The sequence below is a fragment of the Burkholderia sp. MS389 genome (genome assembly GCF_016899425.1).
In the GTDB taxonomy this organism is placed as follows: domain Bacteria; phylum Pseudomonadota; class Gammaproteobacteria; order Burkholderiales; family Burkholderiaceae; genus Burkholderia; species Burkholderia sola.
This window is the reverse complement of the sequence record NZ_CP045994.1, coordinates 1273323-1294826: the sequence shown is the minus strand read 5'-3', so window position 1 is coordinate 1294826 and position 21504 is coordinate 1273323. Positions and strand designations below refer to the sequence as shown.

The window sequence follows — 21504 nt, the reverse complement described above, 5'->3', positions numbered from 1 at the left end:
CTCGCACGTCACGCCGCGTGCTCCGCTGAAAGGCGCCGGCGATGCCGGCAAACGGTCCATGCGGGACCGGGAAGGCAGAGCGAACGTGCGGGACGACATGGCAGTGCGAACGGCGACGAAAGAGAACCGGCAAGCGGCGGCAAAAGGGCAAAAACGGGGCAAAAAAAACGTGCGCAACCGCGCGGCTGCACACGCTCGGCATTATGGCATCAAGGATTCGAAAGCATCGTCAGACCTGTCTGAAAGATATCGACTGATGTTTCGGCGCGACATTTTTCGCGCGAAGGACGGGTGAAATGCGGGGCCGGATACGCGAGGGCGGATAACCGGCGCGTGGGCGACCCGCCTCGTCGCCATTCGCAGCCGTTGATCCAGCATCGGCCGGACGACCAGTCAAGTGCGCCGGCGCTTCGCGGCGCGTCTATCGTGACGGACGGCATGCTCGCGCATTGCCGTGAGCAGCCTCTTTCCGATACTCACACCGCCATACAAGATTTTGTATAATTCAGATATTCTTCCGCCGAAGCCGGTCGTTTTCGTCGGCACCGCGCTGGCCGATCTCCGCGACTTTCCGCTGCCCGCGCGGCGCGAAGCCGGCCACCAGATCGACCAGGTGCAGCGTGGCCTCGCGCCCGACGACTGGAAACCGATGCGCACCATCGGCATCGGCGTACGGGAAATTCGCCTGCGCGATGCGAGCGGCGCCTTCCGGATCGTCTACGTCGCGACGTTCGCCGAAGCCGTCTACGTGCTGCACTGCTTCCGCAAGCAATCGTCGCGCACGAACAAGACCGATATCGACCTCGCCGCCCGCCGGTACCGGTCGTTGATGATGGAGTTGAAACAATGACCAATGAACGTTACGCGAACGTCTGGGACGCAATCGAAAGCGAGCCAGCGGAGGCCGCGAACATGAAGCTGCGCTCCGAACTGATGATCGCGCTCAAGCAGCGCATCGCGCGGCTCGAACTGAGTCAGGCCGAAGCCGCGAAGCAGCTGGGCGTCACGCAGCCGCGCGTGTCCGACCTGATGCGCGGCAAGATCAACCTGTTCGGGCTCGACGCGCTCGTGAACATGGCCGCGGCCGTCGGCCTGCGCGTCGATCTGCAGGTGCGCGAATCCGCATGACGCACGCGCATGCCCCGCGCATCGCTCACGATCCGCCGAACCAGTTGTAGCCCTGATCGACCCAGTAGCCACCCGGAAACGTATCGGTCACGAAGATTTCCATGATGTGCTTCGGGTTCTTGTAGCCGAGCTTGGTCGGCATCCGCAGCTTCATCGGGAAGCCGTATTCCGGCGGCAGACGATGGCCGTCGTACTCGAATGCGAGCAACGTCTGCGGATGCAGCGCGGTCGGCATGTCGATGCTCTCGTAGTAGTCGTCCGCACATTTGAAGCCGACGTATTTCGCGTGCGTATCGGCACCGGCGCGCGCCAGAAACGCGCCGAACGGCGTGCCGCCCCAGCGGCCGATCGCACTCCACCCTTCCACGCAGATGTGCCGCGTGATCTGTTCCGCGTGCGGCAGCGCATACAACTCGTCGAGCGTCCACACGCGCTTGCCGGTCACGCGGCCCGACAGCACCAGCCGGTACGTCGACGCGTCGACGTGCCGCACTTCGTCGATCCCGTAGTACGCGTTGAACGGAAACGGCCGCGTGATGTCGGCTTCGGTGTAGGTCGGCGCGAGCTGGTTCGGGTTGAACAGCCACGCCTGCACGCGATCGTTCATGCGCGACACTTTTTCGAGAAACGTGTTGACCGATGCATCATCCTGCAGCGTGCAGCCGGTCAGCATCGCAAGGCCGCCGAGCGTCAGCACGCGCCGGTTGAAGAGCCGTCGCGACGGCATCTCGAGTTCGCGGCGCACGTCAAGCTCGAGCGACTTCCGGTCGAGCGTCCAGCGCGGCTCGCCGCGGGATTTTTCGGATTCCGACATGATGATTTCCTTCGCCCGCGAAGCGGGTCAGCGGCCGCGCAGCATCGCGAGCAGCGAGCGCGGCACCAGCAACGCCATCGCGACGTGAACGACGACGAATGCGACGAGCAGCGCCATCGCCCAGAAGTGCACGATACGCGCGTTGTCGTAGCCGCCGAACAGCTCGCGCAGCAACGGGAATTGCACCGATTTCCAGATCGTGAGCCCGGACAGCACCAACAAGACGAGATCGACGATCGCGGTCAGGTACGCGGCACGCTGCACCGCGTTGTAGACGCTCAGGTCGTCGTGCGACAGCCGCCCGCCGAGCGCGGCGCGCACGTCGCGCCACACCGACGCGGGCGTCACGGGCAGCAGCTTGCGTGCGAAGCGCCCCGTCGCGATCGACATCGCGAGGTAGAACAGCCCGTTGCCGACCAGCAGCCACATCGCCGCGAAATGCCATTGCAGCGCGCCGCCGAGCCAGCCGCCGAGCGTGATGCCGTGCGCGAACGTGAACGACGGATAGATCGGCGACGCGTCGTAGATGCGCCAGCCGGACAGCGCCATCAGGATCGCCGCGAGCGCGTTGAGCCAGTGGCTCGCGCGCACCCACCGCGGATGGATCGTCGTCGGCGCGGGCGGCGGCACGCTCGCACGATCGGTGACAGGAACCGTTTGCATGATGATGACTCCCGGAATGAGGCGAGGGGACGCGATGCGCGCCGATGACCGGCCGCCCGCGCCCCGCACGCATTCGTCAGTTCGACGGGCTCATGGCGTCCTTCTTCATCGCGTCGCCCTTCTTCATCGCGTCGTGGCCCATCGCATCCTTCTTCATCGCATGCTTCTTCATGCCGTCCTTCTTCATGCCGTCCTTCGCCATCGCGTCGTGGCCCATCGCGTCCTTCGACATCGACATGCCGTCCTTCGACATCGCATCGTTCTGCGCATGGGCGCCCGTTGCGATCGTGGCAAGTGCGGCGACGCAGGCGGCAAGGAATACGTTTTTCATGACATCTCTCCGATACATGGGTTTGGGAGCCGAATAGACGGAGGACGCCGCCGGAAATGACAGCGATGTCGAAAATTTTTTCGAAACGGGAAACAACGGACGGAAATGCTGCACTGCCCGCTCCTTCTGTTCCGGGCGCCACGGCGGATAGACGGCCGCGCCTGCTGCGGCGCACCGCGTCGGCGTCGGCGTCGGCGTCGGCGTCCGCGCCCCGCCCGCTGCCCGCCGACATCGGCTTCGGACCCGGTTGAAACCGCCGCCAAGCCGGTGTATCGTGTGCCCTTGCTAACGCGGGGGTCCTGCAATGCGTTCGGTCAAACAACCGGCATTGCGGGTGAGAAATACCCTTTGAACCTGATCTGGATAATGCCAGCGCAGGGAAGCGTACGGATTTCGCCGCCATCCTTCTGACGAAATCCGCCGCCTCACCAAGCCTCGTCTCCTGCTTAGCTCGAGCCCCACATTCGTCAAGGGCTCCGGGCAAGCGCCGACGCGCCTGCCCGGCGCCCGCACAGGAGATTGCATGAACGCCAATCCGAAGTTTCTGTCTGCCGACGCGCACGTCGACGCCGCTGCCGTCGCGCCGCTGCCCAATTCGCGAAAGGTTTATGTCACCGGCTCGCAGCCCGATATCCGCGTGCCGATGCGCGAGATCACGCAGGCCGACACGCCGACCGGCTTCGGCGGCGAGAAGAATCCGCCGATCTACGTGTACGACACGTCGGGCCCGTACACCGATCCGGACGCGAAGATCGACATCCGCGCGGGCCTGCCCGCACTGCGCCAGCGCTGGATCGAAGCACGCGGCGACACCGAGGTGCTCCCCGGCCTGTCGAGCCAGTACGGCCTCGAGCGCGCGGCCGATCCGGCCACGGCGGACCTGCGTTTCCCGGGCCTGCACCGCAACCCGCGCCGCGCGCAGCCCGGCAAGAACGTCACGCAAATGCACTACGCGCGCCAGGGCATCATCACGCCGGAAATGGAATACATCGCGATCCGCGAGAACCAGCGCCGCGCCGAATACATCGAGAGCCTGAAGTCGAGCGGCCCGAACGGCGCGAAGCTCGCCGCGATGATGGGCCGCCAGCACCCGGGCCAGGCGTTCGGCGCCGCGGCCTTCGGCGCGAACGCGCTGGCCGAGATCACGCCGGAATTCGTGCGCGACGAAATCGCACGCGGCCGCGCGATCATCCCCGCCAACATCAACCACCCGGAATCCGAGCCGATGATCATCGGCCGCAACTTCCTCGTGAAGATCAACGCGAATATCGGCAACTCGGCCGTCACGTCGTCGATCGGCGAGGAAGTCGACAAGATGACGTGGGCGATCCGCTGGGGCGGCGACACGGTGATGGACCTGTCGACCGGCAAGCACATCCATGAAACGCGCGAGTGGATCATCCGCAACAGCCCGGTGCCGATCGGCACGGTGCCGATCTACCAGGCGCTCGAAAAGGTCAACGGCAAGGCCGAGGACCTGACCTGGGAAATCTTCCGCGACACGCTGATCGAACAGGCCGAACAAGGCGTCGACTACTTCACGATCCACGCGGGCGTGCGCCTGCAGTACGTGCCGCTCACCGCGAACCGGATGACGGGCATCGTGTCGCGCGGCGGCTCGATCATGGCGAAGTGGTGCCTCGCGCATCACAAGGAAAGTTTCCTGTACGAACACTTCGAAGAGATCTGCGAGATCATGAAGGCGTACGACGTGAGCTTCTCGCTCGGCGACGGCCTGCGTCCCGGCTCGATCTACGACGCGAACGACGAAGCGCAGCTCGGCGAACTGAAGACGCTCGGCGAGCTCACGCAGATCGCGTGGAAGCACGACGTGCAGGTGATGATCGAAGGCCCCGGCCACGTGCCGATGCAGTTGATCAAGGAGAACATGGATCTCCAGCTCGACTGGTGCAAGGAAGCGCCGTTCTACACGCTCGGGCCGCTGACCACCGACATCGCGCCGGGCTACGACCACATCACGTCGGGCATCGGCGCCGCGATGATCGGCTGGTTCGGCACCGCGATGCTGTGCTACGTGACGCCGAAGGAACACCTCGGGCTGCCGAACAAGGACGACGTGAAGGAAGGGATCATCACGTACAAGCTCGCCGCGCACGCGGCCGACCTCGCCAAGGGTCACCCGGGCGCGCAGGTGCGCGACAACGCGCTGTCGAAGGCGCGCTTCGAGTTCCGCTGGGAAGACCAGTTCAACATCGGTCTCGATCCGGACAAGGCGCGCGAATTCCACGACGAAACGCTGCCGAAGGATTCGGCGAAGGTCGCACACTTCTGCTCGATGTGCGGCCCGCATTTCTGCTCGATGAAGATCACGCAGGACGTGCGCGAATTCGCGGCGCAGCAGGGCGTGTCGGAAACCGAGGCGCTGAAGAAAGGGATGGAGGTCAAGGCGGTCGAGTTCGTGAAGACGGGCGCCGAGATCTATCACCGTCAGTAAGCGCGCGCAGCGGGCCGCACCGGCCCCTTTGGCGATGCCTGAAGCCCGCTTTCGAGCGGGCTTTTTTGCGCATGCCGTGTGCCTGCCGGCGGACCCGAAACAATTGATTACGAAACCGCGAGAGCCTTAACAAGTCCTTACAGCAGCAGCGCGGGGCGGCGCGTAGATTGGGGACATGCGCGGCCGCCAGCCGGTCGTGCGCCTTCCGTTCACTACCACAAGGACAACGATCATGAACTCGATTCGGCGTTTTGGGGTATGCGCGCTCCTCGTCGCGACGGTGGCCAGCCTGTCGGCCTGCGATTCGATGTCGCGACGCCAGCGTGATACGGCAATCGGTGCGGGTGTCGGCGGCGTCGCCGGCGCGGCGATCGGCGGCAACGCGCTGTCGACGCTGGGCGGCGCGGCGGCCGGCGGCATCATCGGTAACCAGGTCGGCAAGTAACGAGTCCGACATCGGCCGGTTGGGCGTCGTCGCCCAGCCGCAGGCCGGCCGGTCCAACGGCGTTTCCGCGGTGCGGAAGCGCCGTTTTCGTATGTCCTGCCGGAACCGGCGCGGCCGCTGCGCCCGGAAATGATCGGTTACCGTTTTTCATGCCGTGTCATCGGTACTCGGCCTAAGCTACAAGCATCTGCCGATAGCCGGCTCCGCCGGAGACACATCATGAACAGGACCTTCGTCGCCGCGGCGCTTGCCTGCACGACGCTTGCCGGCTGCTATTACCCGTACGGCTATTATCCGGGCGGCTATTACACGGCGGCGCCGGTGCCGGTACAGCCCGCGCCCGTGTATGTCGAACCGGCCCCCGCCTACTACTATCCGGCGCCTGCGTATGCGCCGGCATGGGGCGGTTATTGGGGCCCGGCGCTGTCGCTCAATTTCGGCTTCGGCGGACGCGGCGGCTGGCGTCATCACTGATCCGACCGGCCGCGCCGCACGCGGTCGGCCGGCCGCCGCCCGGCGGCAAACCGGCGAAATTCCCGTTTCTTGTCGTTTCATCCGATCATGAAACGACGGCGCGGTCGCGCGGTGTAAGATTCCTCGCATCCCGTCCCCGCCCTCGCCGATCGATGTCGCCCAAGAACGCTTTCCTGCTGACCGTGCTAGCCGCCCTGTGGGGCGCATCCTTCCTGTTCATCCGGGTCGGCGTCGTCGATTTCGGCGTCGCGCCGCTGATGGCGCTGCGTGTGGGCATCGGCGCGCTGTTTCTCGCAGGCTTCGCGCTGACGCGCTTCAAACCCGCCGATCTCGGCGCCCGGCTGCGCCGTCATGCGTGGCCGCTGTTCGTCGTCGGCGCACTGAATTCGGGCATCCCGTTCTGCCTGTTCGCGTTCGCCGAACTGACGCTGTCGGCCGGGTTGACGTCGGTGATCAACGCGACGACGCCGCTGTGGGGCGCGCTCGTCGCTTACCTGTGGCTGAAAGACAAGCTGTCGCTGCCACGCGCGCTCGGCCTCGTGATCGGGTTTGCCGGCGTGCTCACGCTCGTGTGGAACCAGGTCGCGAACGCGCATGGCGACACGGGCGCCAGCGCGACCGCGCTCGCCGCGGCGGCCGCACTCGGCGCGACGCTGCTGTACGGCATCGCGGCCAACTATACGAAACGCAAGCTCAGCGGCGTCGATCCGCTCGTCAACGCAGCCGGCAGCATGATCGGCTCGACCGTGCTGCTGCTGCCGTTCGCGATCGCGACGTGGCCGGCCGCGCCGGTCGGCGTGCACGCATGGGGCGCGGTGCTCGCGCTCGGCGTCGCGTGCACCGGCATCGCGTATTTCATCTTCTTCTACCTGATCGCGCATGTGGGGCCCGCCCGCGCGATTACCGTCACGTTCGTGATTCCCGTGTTCGGGCTGCTGTGGGGCGCGCTGTTCCTCGGCGAACACGTGTCGGCCGTAATGATCGAAGGCTGCGTGATCGTGCTCGTCGGCACCGCGCTCGCCACCGGCGTGATCAAGCGGATTCCGGGCGTCCGACCGCGCGGCGGCGAGGCGACCTGACGATCGGCGCGCGGGGCGCGCACGGACCGCCGCCGGTCGCGCGGCGCTGCCGGTGGCGACGCGACGCGGGTTGGCCGATGCGCCACCGATCGCACCGCGGTGCGCGGGCATTCGTTTCATTCGTCTGACGGCGGCGGTTGGCCGCCGGAATTTCCCGTACCCGCCTGCGCATCGGGCGGCATCGACGCACGGTCATGCCGCCGCGCTGCCGGGATTGTCATCTCCGCCGTCACACGCTTCGTTTCGCGACGGTCATGCACCGGACGCATGCACGCGGCGCCAGTCGACGCACCGCTGCGCACGGGCGGAATCGCGGTGTACCGTTTGCGTCTGGAGTTACCCTGATACGCGCGCCGCGGCAATCCCGTTACACTCGGAAAACTTATCCGCAGAAGGCGTTTCGATGCCCCACGTTCTTTCGCGTCCGCCTGCGCATGCGGCTGCATCGGCGTGGCGGGGCGTCGGCGCCCCGCCGCCCGCTTCCGGGCACCGTTGACATGAAGCCCGCTCGCGACCTGTCGCTCGACGCCCTGCTCGAACGCCTCACGCCGACACCCCACGGCTGGCTCGCCACCTATCGCACCACGACACTGCGCAGCGTGTTCCAGCCCGTGCTGTCGATCACGCACAAGCGCGTCGTCGGCTACGAGGCGCTGCTGCGCGTCGTCGACGCGAACGGTGCGCTGGTGTCGCCCACCGCCCTGTTCGACAAGACGCGCGGCGACGCCGACGCGCTGCTGCTCGACCGGCTCGCGCGCTGCCTGCACACTGCCAACTTCGTCACGCAAGGCATCGGCGACGGCTGGCTGTTCCTGAACGTGACGCCGCGCGTGCTCGACACGGGCCTCGTGCAGCGCGAGTTCGTCGAGGCGCTGTGCCGGCATTTCGCACTGCCGCCGAACCGCATCGTGCTGGAAGTGATCGAACAGCCGGCGCGCGACGAAGCCGCGCTCGCCCGCACGATCGACATGATCCAGCATCGCGATTTCCTGATCGCGATCGACGATTTCGGCACCGGCTTCTCGAACTTCGACCGCGTGTGGCGGGCGCGGCCCGACATCGTGAAGCTCGACCGCTCGCTCGTCGAGCGTTCGACCGGCTCGGCCGACGATCGCCGCATCATGCATCACCTCGTGTCGATGCTGCACCAGGCCGGTGCGATGGTGCTGGCCGAAGGCGTCGAAAGCGACGACGCACTGCAGGCGCTGATGGAAGCCGACATCGATTTCGTGCAGGGTTTCCAGTTCGGCCAGCCCGACGCATCGATCGCGCACGCGAGCGCGGCGGCGCCCGCGATGCTCGACGCCGCATGGCGGCGCTTCATCGCCCGCCGGCACACGCCGGTGGCCGCCGAGCAGCCGGGCTTCGACGCGATCGAACGGCTCGTGCTCAGTGGCGCGGCCGCGTTTTCGGCGAGCGGCAACCTGCAGGACGCCGCGCAACGCGTGTTCGCGGTGCCGGCCGCGCGTCGCGTGTTCGTGACGGACGAGACCGGCGAACAGTTCCTGCCGTCGATCGGCGCACCGCCCGACGACAGCCAGGCAAGCGTCACCCGTCTCGCCCCGCTATTCCCGGAGACCCACAGCAACTGGTCGCGCCGCCCGTATTTCCAGCGCGCGATCGCCGCCCCCGGCCGCGTCGCGCTGATGGGCCCGCACTTCTCGCTGACGGAAGGCCGCGACTGCTATACGGCCGCCGTCGCGATCCGCGCGCAGAGCCGGCTCGTCGTGTTCTGCGTCGACTTCGTGCTCGACAGCGCCGGAACCGTGATGCGGTAGCCGGCGCGCACGGCGGACGTTCGCTCGCCTGCGACAAGCACCGACCCTTCGTTCGTCAGTCGACCACCTTCCCGCGCCCCGACTTCACCACGCTGCGGCGCGACTTGTGCTCGAGCCGCCGCTCCTTCGACGCGCGCGTCGGCCGCGTCGCGACCCGGGCGCGCGGCGTGTACGCGACGCTGCCGATCAGCGCATCGAGACGAGCGAGCGCGGCCTCGCGATTCTTCTCCTGCGTCCGATATTCCTGCGACTTGATCACGACGATGCCGTCGCGCGTGATGCGCTGGTCGGACAGCGCGAGCAGCCGCTCCTTGAGAACCGGCGGCAGCGACGACGCGCGGATGTCGAAGCGCAGATGAATCGCGCTCGACACCTTGTTGACGTTCTGCCCGCCCGCGCCCTGCGCGCGCACGGCCGTCCATTCGACGTCGGCCGGATCGAGCGTGTAACGGATCATCATCGCGAAGCCTCCATGCGGCGCCGCGCGAGCGCCTCGTCGACGCGGGCAGCGAGCCCCGAATCGCGCTGCGTGCGCGTCGCGACCGCCTGCGCCAGCACGCGCCGCGGCCCGATCACCTGCACGCGCGTGCGCGCGCGCGTGACGGCCGTATAAACGAGCTCGCGCGTCAGCACCCGGCCGAACGACGCGGGCAGCACGAGCGCCGCTTCGTCGAATTCCGAGCCCTGCGACTTGTGCACCGTCAGCGCGAACGCCGTTTCGTGCGGCGGCAGCGCAGCCGGCGACACCGCGCGCGCGGAGCCGTCCGCGCGCCGGAACCACACGCGCAGCACGCCGTGCGCGTCGGGCAGCGCAATGCCGATGTCGCCGTTGAACAGCCCCAGCGCATAGTCGTTGCGCGTGACCATGATCGGCCGCCCGGTGAACCAGTGCGCGCCGACCGCGAGCGGCACGCGCGCTGCATGCCGCATGTGCGCGGCCACCAGCGCATTGACGTGTTCCGCGCCGCGCGAACCGCTGCGGGTCGCGCACAGGATCCGGAACCGGTTGAGCGCGTCGAACAGCGGCAGCGGATCGGGCGCCGGCGCGGCCAGCGCGTCGCGCAACGCGTCGAGGTAGGCGCCGAAGCGCCGTGCGAGCCGCTCGACCGTCGATGACGCCAGCGTGTCGCCCGCATCGTCGTGAAACGATGCGGCTGCCGAGTCGTCGGCGGGCAGCGCATCGAGCGCCGCCTGCACGTCGCCGCGGCGGATCGCGAGCGACAGCCGCCCGATCGGCGAATCGAGCCCGAAGCGGTAATTGCGTTCGAGCCACACGACGCAGTCCGCGAGCGGCGCCGACGCCGCTGCGGGCGTGCCGGCGGACGCGGCAGCGGCTTCGCCGGTCAATGGCGATGCGGCTGCCATCGCCACTGCCGATGCAAGTGCCGCGTCGTCCGCGTCGAACGGCGGTAGCTCGACGGCGTCGAGCCATGCGAGGTCGTTGGCCTCGATCCAGGCCGGCGCATTGCTGTCTGGTGCGCCGGCATCGGCCGGTGCCGACTCGGTGGGCTGTGGCGGCGCGATGTCGGCCGTCGACGACACTTCGTCATCCTGCGGTTCGTCGTCGAAGAGCGACGCCTGTCGCGCATCGACTTTCGACGACCGAGGCGCCGATCTGCGTGAAACGGGAGCAGACGCCGATGGCGACGCCGGAGCACGTGCGGAAGCAGGAACCGGATGCGCGGCCGAAATCGCCGCCGCCGGCGCAGCTTCGTCCGGCATCGGCAACGCCGCGACGAACGCCGCCTCGTCGATACCCAGCGCGTGCGCGATGCGCGTGCGCGCCGCGGCGGTGAACGCCGGCCGCGCGCTCAGCTCCGCGAACACGGCGCCGGCCTCGACCGCGGCCAGTTGATCCTTGTCGCCCAGCAACACGAGCCGCGCGCCCGGCGCGAGCGCGTCGAGCAGATGCGCGGCGAGCGCGACGTCGATCATCGACGCCTCATCGACGACGATCAGATCGTACGGCAGAGGATTGTCGCGATGATGCCGGAAACCGGCCGCCCCGCCGCCGCCCAGCAGCCGATGCAGCGTGTACGACGTGTCGGGCAGGCGCGCCGCGAGCTCGGGCGGCAGATCGCCGGCGCGCGCGTGCAGCGCCTCCTGCATCCGCTGCGCGGCCTTGCCGGTCGGTGCGGCCAGCGCGATGCGCAGCCCCGGATGGGCGTCGAGCAGACAGGCCAGCACGCCGACGACGGTCGTCGTCTTGCCCGTGCCCGGCCCGCCGCTGACGATCGTCACGCGGCCCGTCAGCGCGACGATCGCCGCCGCGCGCTGCCAGTCGACTTCGCCCGTAGCCGGCCCGAAGTAACGGGCGAGACTGTCGCGCAAGCGGTCGGGCGACAGGCCTTCGTCCGGCGCGGCGACACCGGCCTGCGCGACGAGCGCATCGGCGAGCCGCCGTTCGTAATCGAAATAGCGCGACAGGTACAGGTGATCGAGCCGATCGACGATCAGCGGCCGCTCGTCGCCGCGCGCGAGCGTGCCGAACGCGACCACGCCGCTCGCGGCGAGCGCGGCGCGCACTTCGTCGAGCGGTGCTTCGTAGCGCTGCGCGAGCGCGCCAAGCGCGACGCACACGTGGCCGCCGGCGGTCGCGCGGCTCGTCGCGAACGCGGCGCGCGCCGCCCAGCGCGCCGACGCGGACGGCGCACCGGCTCGCCGCGCGAGGTCGCCGATGCGGCGCGCAAAGCCCTCCGCGAGCGCGATGCCGAAATCGGCCGGCTCGGGCAGCCGCGCGACGAGGCCGCCGGTGAATTCGAGCATGTCGTCGGACGCGGTCATGCGCGGCCCCCTTCCATCATCCGGTCGAGTGCGTCGACGAGCGCGCGGGCGGGCCGCCGCGCATGCACGCCGGCCGGCTCGCCGCCGCTGCGCCAGCCGGGCCGCACGCCGCGCACGAACAGGTACAGGTAGCCCGCGATGTGCGTGTCGTAGTCGTAATCGGGCAGCCGGCCGCGCAGGTAACGATGCAGCGCGACCGTATAGAGCAGCGCCTGAAGGTGATACGCGTGATCGGCCATCGCGACGTCGAGCGCGCGCGGGCCATAGGCATCCGGCGTCGTGCCGAGGTGGTTCGACTTCCAGTCGACGATCCAGAAACGGCCGTCGTGTTCGACGATCATGTCGATGAAACCCTTGATGAAACCGGCGAGCGTACCCGCCTCCAGTGCAACGTCCGGATAGCCGTGCGCGACCAGCAGCCGGCGCAGCGCCAGCAGGTCGAGCGACGGCGTCGGGAACAGGAAGCCCATTTCGTCGAGCCGCTTCGCCGGATCGAGATCGACGAGCCGCATGCCCGGCACGAGCTCGGTGTGAACGACGTCGTCGACCAACTGCACCATCATCGCCGGCAGGCGCGTCGCAAGCGCCGGCCCGGCCTCCACCGGCCGGTCGTGCAGCGCGCCGAGCGCGGCCTTGTGCCACGTTTCGGGCGCCGTGAACCGGCTGAGCTCGAACAGGCGGTGCAGGCATTCGCCGGCCGCCGCGCCGCGCGGGAACGCGAGGATGTCGTCGTCCGGCGGGTCGGCCGCGACCATATCGGCCAGCATCGGTTCGCCGTCCGGCGTCACCGCGGCCAGCGCATCGTGATCGGGCCGCAGTTCGTCGTCGGGCACGGCCGCGACGCCCGCCTCCTCGCGCGCCATCGACGCGGTCAGCGAGCTGAAGCTCGCCATTCGCCACGCATCGCGCAGCACGCGCGTCGCATGACGCGCCGCGAGCGTCTGCGACGCGTCGTGCCCGGCCGCGAGACGCTCGCGGCGCGCAGGCACGGGCAACGGCGCGACGCTCACGGGGCCGCCCGCAAGCGCGCGCCACGCCCCATCGAGCGCGGCTTCGTCGGGCGGCTCGTCGAGCCACGCATCGAACGCAAGGCCGGCGCCCGCGACGAGCCAGTTGAGCACGCTACGCCGCGCTTCGCGCGTCGAGCGCGACGACAGGTAGGGCCCGGCCACGACATAGCAGCGATACACCGCACGCGTGAGCGCCACGTAGACGAGCCGCGCGCGCTCCGCGGCCTGCTCGCGCAACGCCTGCCGCGCCGCGTGCGCGGCCGCTTCGTCGTCGCATCCGTAATGCAGCACCGCATCGCCCGCGTCGTCGTGATACTCGCGCGCATCGGGCAGCGCGGACGACGGGGGCTCGCGCAGGCCGCCGTCGTTCAGGAACGGACAGAACACGACCGCGTATTCGAGCCCCTTCGACTTGTGCACCGTGACGATCTGCACGAGGTTGCGATCGGATTCGAGCCGCAGTTGCGCTTCCTCGCCGCCGCCGTCGAGCCGTTGCGCGGCGAGCCAGCGCAGCGTCGGCGCGATGCCCGGCTGCGCGGACGCACGCGCCTGCGTCAACTCGGCCAGATGGTTGATGTCGGTCACGCGGCGCTCGCCGTCCGCACCGGCCATCAGCCGCTCGGCGATCCGCAGCTCGCGCGTGAACGTGCGCCACATCACCGCGAAGCCGCGTTCGCGCCACAGCAGCCGATACCGCGAGAAGCGTTCGACCCAGCTCATCGCGTCGGCGCCGTCGGCCGCCGATGCACCGGGTGGCGCATCGCCGTCGCCTTGCTCCATGCGCCACAGCGCGCCGGCATCGAGCCCGAACCAGTCGGACGCGAGCGCCGCGCGCAGGCGCCGCAGGTCGCCCGGTGCATCGATCGCCGCCAGCACGCGTTCGAGCTGCTCGGCGTCGCCGGTCGAGAACACCGACGCCTGCGCCAGCTCGACGCTCCCGATGCCCCACGTCGCGAGCACGCGCTTCACGAGACTGCCCTGCCGGTGCGTCTGCACGAGCACCGCGATGTCGCCCGGCGACAGCGGCGTGTCGCCCAGCCGCACGCGCCCGTCCCGCGCGCCGCGCATCAGCCGCGCGATCTCGGCCGCGCAAGCCTGGGCAGCCTGCGCTTGCGCATCGCGCTTGTGCAGCGTGCCCTCGCCGCCCGGCAGCGCCCATACGCGGAAATCGCCGGCCGGACCCGGATCGGTTTCGTCGACGAACGGCGCACGCACGCGCGTGCCGGCGCGCACCGCGTAATAGTCGAGCCCGTCGAGCACGAACGCGCGCGGATTCGACATGAAGAAACGGTTGCATGCGTCGACGATCGCGGGCGTCGAGCGCTGGTTCACCGCGAGCGTGTAGCACGCGCTCGCCCGCGCGCGCGCGGCGAGATAGGTATGCAGATCGGCCGCGCGGAAACTGTAGATCGCCTGTTTCGGATCGCCGACGAGGAACAGCGGGCCGCCCGGCGCGAAGATCCGGTCGAAGATCGCGAACTGCAACGGATCGGTATCCTGAAACTCGTCGATCAACGCGGCCGGATAGCGTGCGCGCAGCGTCTCGGCGAGCCACGGATGCGCGTGCAGCGCGTGATACAGGTTCGCGAGCAGATCGTCGAACGACACGACGCGCCGCGTGCGCTTGCGCTCGGCCAGCTCGCCCGGCGCCATGTCGAGCCATTCGGCGATCAGCGCGAGCCAGCGCGCGCGCTGCGCGGCCTCGGCGGCGGCCACCGCCGCTTCGAGCGCGTCGGCCACGTCGAAGAACGCGTGGGCGGGTATCGCGCCGCCTTTTTTGGTCGCCTTGGTCAGCGCGGTTTGCGTGAGCTTCAACGCGGCTTTCGGCAGCGCGGCCGTCGCGTCGCCCTGCTCGAAATGCACGGCCCACGCGGCGAGCGCATCGGCGACCGCATCGGGCTTGTGCGAGCGCTGATTGAGCGCCGGCTGCGCGGCATGCAGCAACGCATCGATCGCGTCGCGCTCGGCCGCCCACATCCGCGCCGCCTCGGCGAAGCATTCGGCCGCCGCCGCTTCCGCCGATTCGTCCGGCTCGGTCACGCCGTCCCAGCGCAGCGCGGCGAGCGGCTTCTTCAGCCGGCGTGCGAGCTGCGCATCGAGCGCGGCCGGGCCGGCGCCCGATTCGACGAGCCAGGTCGCGAAGCCCGGCCAGCGCGCGGCCGCCGGTTCGACGCGCGTGCGCCAGAAATCCGCCGCGAGTTCGAAGCGCAGCGACGCATCGTCGGCCTCCATGTCGAACGCGAACGGCATCGCCGCCGCGAACGGCGCTTCCTGCAGCGCGCGCTGGCAAAACGCGTGGATCGTATGGATCGCGGCCTGGTCGAACGCGCGCAGCGCGCGGCGGATCCGCTTCACGGCCGTCTCGGCGTCGAGCGCGCCGCCTTCGCCGAGCGTGGTCTCCAGCAGGCGCGCGATGAACGGATCGCCGCCGTCGTCGCCCGTGTCGAGCGCATGCGCAAGCTGTGCGAGCCGGCTGCGAATCCGCTCGTGCAGCTCGGCCGTCGCCGCTTTCGTGAAGGTCACGACGAGGATTTCGTCCGCGCCGAGATCCTTTTCGAGCAGCAGGCGCACGTACAGCGCGCAGATGTTCCAGGTCTTGCCGGTGCCGGCCGACGCCTCGATCTGGTTGACGCCGTCGAGCGGGCACGCGAACACGTCGAGTTCGAGCGCCGGTTGCTGCGACACGGCACTCATGCGACCTCCTTCAGATGCTCGACGAGCGGTTCGAACACGAGCCGCGCGAGCGTGCCGAACGGCTCGTCGAGCGACGGATGCGCACCGCGCCACGCGATCGCGATGGCCGGATCGTCGGCTTCGCTCACGACCCGCTCGTTGATCCACACGCTCGCGGCCTTGGCCTCGCCGTCGGATACCCTCGCCCACGCACTGCGCGGGAAAAACCGCAGCGGCATGCGTCGACCCGCGCGAAACAGCGCGGCCAGCGGCGCGAGCCGGTCGAGCGGCGCCGCCACCGGCGTCAGCTCGAACGCGCCGCCGCTGCCGAACCACAGCGTGCGGCGCGGGCCGCCGGGCTCGATCGCGCAGTAGACGAGATGTGCGAGCCACGCGGACAGGTAGTCGCGCGCGCTCGGCCGCGCATAGCGATAGATGACCTGCCCGGCCGGTGTCAGCCGGTTCAGCGTGCCGTGCAATTCGAATGGTGCGCGCACCGCATCGGCCGCCAGCATCGCGTCGTCGGCGCCGAACAGCGCCTGCTCGGTGTCGGGCCACTTCGGCACGACGATGAGCGAGAACGGCCGTCGCTCGATGCCGTCGGCCAGCGCACGGCGCACGTTCGACGCAAGCTGCGTCATCGAACCGAGCGCCTGGTCGCGCCACACCGCGCCCGTCGCGCCGCCGGGCAACTCCGGGCTCGCGTCCGCAATGCGCAGCGCGTGATCGTGCACGCCGCCGTCGCCTGCTTCGATCAGCAGCGGCAGCACGCGCTCGGCCAGCGCGTCGCTGCCGGCAAAGTCGAGCGCGAACGGCTCGGTATCGAGCAGTTCGGCCTGCGCGTCGGCCAGCACGATGCCGAGCCGGCCGCGCAGCAACGCACGCGCCGGATGCCGCCAGAAACGTTCGAATTCGCCGAACGCGACGGGCTCGACCGGCTCGGCCGGCAGCGGCTGCGCGAAGAAAGCTTGCTCGCGCGGCCCGTCGCGCGACGCTTCGGCAGCCAGCAGCGACGCGAGCGTCGCCCGCTCGGCGTCGTACGAAACGAGGTCGCTGCCCGGCTGGAAATACGCGGCCGCGAACGGCTGCAGCGGATGCTCGACGATGAACGCGCGGCGCGCGGCGTCGACCGCGTCCGGTGCGGCGCCGGGCCCGGCCGTGACGTCCGCCAGATGATCGAGCAGTTCGTCGACGAGCGCCGCGGGCGGCAACGGCGCATTGTCGCGAATGCTGCGGCCCGTATAGGCGATCAGCAAGCGGTCGCGTGCGGCCAGCAGCAAATCGAGAAACAGATTGCGCTCGTCGTCGCGGCGCTGCCGGTCGCCCAGCTTCGGCAGCACGGCCATCAGGTCGAATTCGTCCGCGCGCGCGAGGCTCGGCAGCACGCCGTCGTCCATCCCGAGCAGGCAGACGACGCGATACGGCAGCCCGCGCAGGCTCGTCAGCGACGAGAACGTGACGCCGCCCCACGGCACGCCGCCGCGGGCCGGATCGTCGAGCGCCGCCGCGAGCCCCGCGCGGACGACGGCCGCCGGCAACGCCTCGTCGGGCGCGCCCTCCGTCATCGCGGCCAGCATCGCGTCGAGCGCGTCGCGCACACCGGCCAGCGCGTCGGCATACGCGGCGCCCGAATCGAAGAAGCGCGCGAGCGTGTCGCCAAACAGTTCGCTCCAGCCGCGCGGCGTGTGCGATTCCGCGAGCCGCCGCGCGAAGCCGTCGAGATCGTCGGTGAAGCGCGCGAGCCGGCCGAGCAGTTCGGCCTCGCTGCCGGTGGCCGCCTCGATCGGCAGCCATGCACCGATCGGCGCCGCGCCTTCGGGCATCGCATAGCCGAGAAAGAGCCGCGCGAGCGCATCGGAGAACGTATGGCGCGGCGCGGGCACGGCCGCGTCGTCGCTCGCGAGCGGCGACAGCCCGCGCCGCGCGCCGGCGGCCGCGAGCCAGGTCTGCACCGTTTCGAGCGCGGCCGCGTCGATGTCGTAGCGCGCGGCCACCGCATCCACGCGCAGCCATTCGACCAACTCCGGCGCGCCGACCTGCCGCTCCGGCAACGCGAGCCAGTCGAGCAGCACGCGCGCGACCGGGTTCGCCTGCGACGGCGGCAGGCCGGTGATCCGGTAAGGCACCCGCGCGCCGCCGGCGCCGGCCGTGCCGAACACCGCGTCGATCAGCGGCCCGGCCGCGGCGAGATCGGCCACCGCGACGAGCACGTCGGACGGCTGCAGGCTCGCATCGGCGTCGAACCACGCGAGCAGCCGGTCGTGCAGCACCTCGAGCTGGCGCGCGAGGCTGTGGCACACGTGCACCTCGATTCCGCGCTCGACCGGCGTGTCGCCGATTTCGGCTTCCGGCTGCAGCTCGAGGATCGCGTTCTGCACGCGCGCGAGCCAGGTGGATGCGGGATTTTCGACGAAACGCGACGCATCGCCCGACGCGGCGCTTTCGGTCAGCTCATGCAGCATGTGCAATTGCGCTTGCGTCTGCCTGCCCCATTCGGCGAGCAGCGGATGGCCGACTTCCTGGTAGTCGCGCCGCCCGGCCGCATCGAGCGCCTCGGCGTGCGCGGCGGTCACGATGTCGAACCAGAATTCGCGGCACGGGTTCAGCGCGTAGACACGCACGTCGATCCAGCGCGACAGTTCGCGCAGCAGCGCGACGTGCAGCGGCGGCATCGTCGGCAGCGCGAACACGCTGACCGATTCGGGCCAGTCGGCGCGTGCGACCGCCTCGGCATCGAGATGGCGCGCCTCGACGAGGAAACGGTGCGCCGGCGGCGTGCCGCTGTCGCTCAGCTCGGCCAGCAGCGCACGCCACAGCGCGGCCTGCCAGCGTTCGTCGTCGCGCGCGGCGTCGCTGATCCCGCGCGGCGCGGCGTCGCCCGCGAGCACCGATTCGCCGGCCTGCCACGCGGCCAGCCATTCGGGGCGATAGGTCAGGTAGTGATCGAGCACGGCCGCGACGCGATGGGCCAGTTCGTAGCGCATCGCGTCGTCGGAGGCAGACAGATACGCGGCCAGCCGCGGCGACGCGAGCCACGGCGCGTCGCCTGCCGGCTGCGCGAACAGCCGGTAGCAGCGCCACACGAGCCGGTCGGGCGCGAACGGCGAACGCGCGGGCACCGTCAGCACGCGGCCGATCTGCGCCCACAGCCATTGCGCGAGATAGGTGAACTCGACGTTCGCGCACACGCCATTGCGCGCGGCGATGTCGAGCTCGAGGCGGCGGCGCAGCGCCGCGCTCGGCACGATGACCTGTTGCGGCGCCCACGGGCCGTTGCGGGCCGGGAACGCGGCCAGATCCTCGAGCAGCGCGTCGGCCAGCGTTTCGTGACGGTTCGAATAGAAAAGATGGAGCATGAAGCGGGCGTCGGAACCTCGCACCGGCGGGGCCGGGCGAACAGGATCACCAAGGATAGCAAATGGGCCGCCGCCGCGAACCTCGGCCGGAAAGCCAGCTTTTACGAGACGCGAAATACGATAGACTCGTCGCCAGTCAATACGCCGCCCCGGGCGTCTTCGTCTGTCATTCAGCTCATCGATGCGCTATTCGGTCGAAATCAGAAAGTTTTTCTACAGCCAGTACTTTTTCGGCGGCCTGCGGATCGCGGTCGGCGTGTCGCTGCCGGCCGTGTTGTGCCTGATCGTGTTTCACAACCGGGAGCTCGGCTTCACGATCTCGACGGGCGCGCTCGGCGCGTGCGTCGTCGACATGCCGGGCCCGCTCAAGTACAAGCACAACGAAATGCTCGCGTGCAGCGTGATCGGCTTCCTCGCCGCGCTCGCCACCGGCCTCGCGACCCCGAACATCTTCGCGCTGTGGCTCACGATCGTGCCGCTCACGTTCGTGCTGTCGCTGATCGTCGTCTACGGCAACCGCTGGCCGCAGATCAGCTTCGCGACGCTGTTCATGATGGTGATGACGCTCGAGGAGAAATTCACGCCGCTGCAGGCGTTCGTCAACGCCGGCTGGATTCTCGCGGGCGGCCTCTGGTACACGTACTGGGCCACGCTCGTGTCGCAATGGCAGGCGCGTCGGATCGAGCAGCAGGCGCTGGCCGAAAGCCTGTTCGCCTGTGCCGACTACCTGCTCGCGCGCGCGCAGTTCTACGATCTCGACGCCGATCTCGACGAGTGCTACCGCAATCTCGTCGCGAAGCAGATCACCGCGGTCGAAACGCAGGAAACCGCGCGCGACATCGTGCTGCGCAACCTGCCGAAACTGCGGCGCGGCAAGCTCGATCCCGGCCGCACGACGATGTACAACCTGTTCATCAACAGCGTCGACCTGCACGAGCTGTTCGTCGGCGCGCACACCGATTATCCGCTCGTGCGCAACACGTTCGGCGGAACGGACCTGATCATTTTCTATCGCGACCTGATCCGCAAGGCCGCCGCCGATCTCGAGGAGGTCGGCCTCGCGGTGCTCGAAAACCGCGCGCCGCATTCGCACATCAGCGTGAAGGCCGAGCTGCGCGCGATCGAGTACGAGATCGAGCTGATGCGCAAGAAGAACTTCGCGGCCACCAACCCGGAAGCGTATGCGGCCGTGCTCGCGACGTTCCGGCGCATCTGGAGCGCGACGCGCCTGATCGACCGGATGCGCCGCAACCTGTCGGGCCGTGCCGATCCGCAGCAAACCGAACTGAAGATCGACAAGGCGCTCACGCGCTTCCTGCAGCGCCGCCGCATGTCGCCGCTGCTGATCTTCTCGAACCTGAACATGCGCTCGCCGAGCTTTCGCCATGCGCTGCGCGTGACGATCGCCGTCGCGGTCGGCTTCTGGATCGGCCGGCTGCTGCCGCTCACGAACGCGTACTGGATCGTGATGACCACCATCATCATCCTGAAGCCCGGCTACTCGCTGACCAAGCAGCGCAACGCGGCGCGTATCGTCGGCACGCTGATCGGCTGCGCGGCGAGCGTCGCGCTGATCTACACGGTCAAGGATACGCACCTGCTGATCGCGATCATGTTCGGGTCGATGGTGATGAGCTACAGCCTGCTGCTGTTCAACTATGCGGCGAGCGTCGTGTTCACGTCGTCATACGTGCTGCTGATGTTCCACCTGCTCGCGCCGGGCAGCATGCGGATCATCGGCGAGCGCGCGATCGACACGGTGGTCGGCTGCATGATCGCGATCGCGGCGAGCCGGCTGTTCCCGTACTGGGAATACCGGTTGATGGGCAAGCTCGTCACCGACATGCTGACGTCCACCCGCAAGTATTTCGAGGCCGTATGGCGCGCCGGGCGCGGCATGTCGCCGCCGCCGGTGCCGACCGCCGACGGCGCTGCCGTCGTCGCGGGCGTCGCGGCCGCGATCGAGTCGCCGACGGCCAGCCTCGAGGACGACTACCGCTACCGCCTCGCCCGCAAGGACGTGCACATCGCGTTCGCGAACCTCGGGCAGGCGTTCCAGCGGATGATGATCGAGCCGAAGGCGCACCAGCGCTTCGTGCCCGAACTGAACGACCTGCTCGTGCAGACGCACGTGCTCGGCGCGCAGATCACGGCCGCCGCGCCGCTGATCCGCAGCGCATGCGCGGCCGATGGCGGCCTCGTTCACGACGACGCGCTGCAGCGCGGCCTCGCCGCCGTGCTCGACAATCTCGAGAAGGCCGAGGCCGGCGAGCCGCCGCCCGCCGACCAGCTCGAAGCGTCGAAGCAGATCACGCGCGATCTCGATACGATGGTCGTGTCCGCGGAAAAATCCGATGCGGTCGGCGCCGAGCTCACGCACGACCTGAAGGTGCTCGCGCACCAGTGCAAGCAGATGCTCGCGTCGTCGCTGCTGATCCGCAAGGATGCGAGCGTGATCCGCCTGCCTGCCTGACCTCCGTATGTCCACGCCGGCAGGCCGGCCCGCGCACGCCG

The 21504-nt window shown here is 69.1% G+C and carries 16 protein-coding genes and 1 riboswitch; of the genes, 9 read left to right on the top strand and 7 right to left on the bottom strand.

Translation table 11 applies throughout. The annotated features are described in order from the left end of the window. Positions 1 to 97: 97 nt before the first annotated feature. The 3 genes from GJG85_RS06075 (at position 98) to GJG85_RS06065 (ending at position 1128) form a co-directional block, all read left to right on the top strand. A complete protein-coding gene (locus tag GJG85_RS06075) occupies positions 98 to 295 on the top strand; it encodes a hypothetical protein (RefSeq protein ID WP_176016593.1) in 198 nt (65 codons plus the stop codon). 201 nt (positions 296 to 496) lie between these two features. Then, on the top strand, positions 497 to 850 hold the full coding sequence (locus tag GJG85_RS06070) for a type II toxin-antitoxin system RelE/ParE family toxin (RefSeq protein WP_050015118.1): 354 nt from the start codon (positions 497 to 499) through the stop codon (positions 848 to 850). Further along, positions 847 to 1128 carry an XRE family transcriptional regulator gene (locus GJG85_RS06065; protein ID WP_050015116.1) on the top strand — a complete coding sequence of 94 codons (282 nt, stop codon included), beginning with the start codon at positions 847 to 849 and terminating at the stop codon, positions 1126 to 1128. The genes GJG85_RS06070 and GJG85_RS06065 overlap by 4 nt, the downstream gene beginning before the upstream one ends. A gap of 25 nt (positions 1129 to 1153) precedes the next feature. Here GJG85_RS06065 and GJG85_RS06060 read toward each other — a convergent pair whose 3' ends face one another. From GJG85_RS06060 to GJG85_RS06050, 3 genes are all read right to left on the bottom strand, one after another. Beyond that, positions 1154 to 1942, bottom strand: a complete 789-nt coding sequence (locus GJG85_RS06060; RefSeq protein WP_124629981.1) for a molybdopterin-dependent oxidoreductase — start codon at positions 1940 to 1942, stop codon at positions 1154 to 1156. A 27-nt stretch (positions 1943 to 1969) separates the two neighbouring features. After that, positions 1970 to 2605 (bottom strand): cytochrome b/b6 domain-containing protein, encoded by a 636-nt coding sequence (locus GJG85_RS06055; RefSeq protein WP_089488301.1) that lies wholly within the window; start codon positions 2603 to 2605, stop codon positions 1970 to 1972. 76 nt (positions 2606 to 2681) lie between these two features. Beyond that, positions 2682 to 2936 (bottom strand): pentapeptide MXKDX repeat protein, encoded by a 255-nt coding sequence (locus tag GJG85_RS06050; RefSeq protein ID WP_050015110.1) that lies wholly within the window; start codon positions 2934 to 2936, stop codon positions 2682 to 2684. Positions 2937 to 3218: 282 nt separating this feature from the next. Continuing rightward, a riboswitch (TPP riboswitch) is annotated at positions 3219 to 3335 on the top strand. Positions 3336 to 3459: 124 nt separating this feature from the next. On the opposite strand from GJG85_RS06050, the gene thiC reads away from it, so the two are divergent. From thiC to GJG85_RS06025, 5 genes are all read left to right on the top strand, one after another. Continuing rightward, complete coding sequence (thiC, locus tag GJG85_RS06045; RefSeq protein ID WP_050015108.1) at positions 3460 to 5391, top strand: phosphomethylpyrimidine synthase ThiC; 1932 nt, start codon at positions 3460 to 3462, stop codon at positions 5389 to 5391. 232 nt (positions 5392 to 5623) lie between these two features. Beyond that, the gene (locus GJG85_RS06040; protein ID WP_011545020.1) at positions 5624 to 5836 is read left to right on the top strand and encodes a glycine zipper 2TM domain-containing protein; all 213 of its coding nucleotides are present in this window, start codon (positions 5624 to 5626) and stop codon (positions 5834 to 5836) included. Between the two features lie 219 nt (positions 5837 to 6055). After that, positions 6056 to 6310 (top strand): hypothetical protein, encoded by a 255-nt coding sequence (locus GJG85_RS06035; protein ID WP_124680222.1) that lies wholly within the window; start codon positions 6056 to 6058, stop codon positions 6308 to 6310. A gap of 152 nt (positions 6311 to 6462) precedes the next feature. Beyond that, entirely contained in the window at positions 6463 to 7389 is a 927-nt protein-coding gene (locus tag GJG85_RS06030; RefSeq protein WP_089488300.1) for a DMT family transporter, read from the top strand. A gap of 497 nt (positions 7390 to 7886) precedes the next feature. Beyond that, complete coding sequence (locus GJG85_RS06025; protein ID WP_050015104.1) at positions 7887 to 9167, top strand: EAL domain-containing protein; 1281 nt, start codon at positions 7887 to 7889, stop codon at positions 9165 to 9167. Between the two features lie 55 nt (positions 9168 to 9222). Here GJG85_RS06025 and arfB read toward each other — a convergent pair whose 3' ends face one another. The 4 genes from arfB to recC are packed head-to-tail and all read right to left on the bottom strand — an operon-like array spanning position 9223 to position 18990. Continuing rightward, positions 9223 to 9627, bottom strand: a complete 405-nt coding sequence (gene arfB / locus GJG85_RS06020; RefSeq protein WP_050015102.1) for an alternative ribosome rescue aminoacyl-tRNA hydrolase ArfB — start codon at positions 9625 to 9627, stop codon at positions 9223 to 9225. Further along, positions 9624 to 11951 carry an AAA family ATPase gene (locus GJG85_RS06015; RefSeq protein WP_204383753.1) on the bottom strand — a complete coding sequence of 776 codons (2328 nt, stop codon included), beginning with the start codon at positions 11949 to 11951 and terminating at the stop codon, positions 9624 to 9626. The genes arfB and GJG85_RS06015 overlap by 4 nt, the downstream gene beginning before the upstream one ends. Next, positions 11948 to 15655 (bottom strand): exodeoxyribonuclease V subunit beta, encoded by a 3708-nt coding sequence (recB, locus tag GJG85_RS06010; RefSeq protein ID WP_204383751.1) that lies wholly within the window; start codon positions 15653 to 15655, stop codon positions 11948 to 11950. Before recB ends, GJG85_RS06015 begins: the two co-directional genes overlap by 4 nt. Then, the gene (recC, locus tag GJG85_RS06005; protein ID WP_089488296.1) at positions 15652 to 18990 is read right to left on the bottom strand and encodes an exodeoxyribonuclease V subunit gamma; all 3339 of its coding nucleotides are present in this window, start codon (positions 18988 to 18990) and stop codon (positions 15652 to 15654) included. The genes recB and recC overlap by 4 nt, the downstream gene beginning before the upstream one ends. A gap of 181 nt (positions 18991 to 19171) precedes the next feature. On the opposite strand from recC, the gene GJG85_RS06000 reads away from it, so the two are divergent. Continuing rightward, positions 19172 to 21463 (top strand): FUSC family membrane protein, encoded by a 2292-nt coding sequence (locus GJG85_RS06000; RefSeq protein ID WP_204383749.1) that lies wholly within the window; start codon positions 19172 to 19174, stop codon positions 21461 to 21463. The last annotated feature ends 41 nt before the right edge of the window (positions 21464 to 21504 follow it).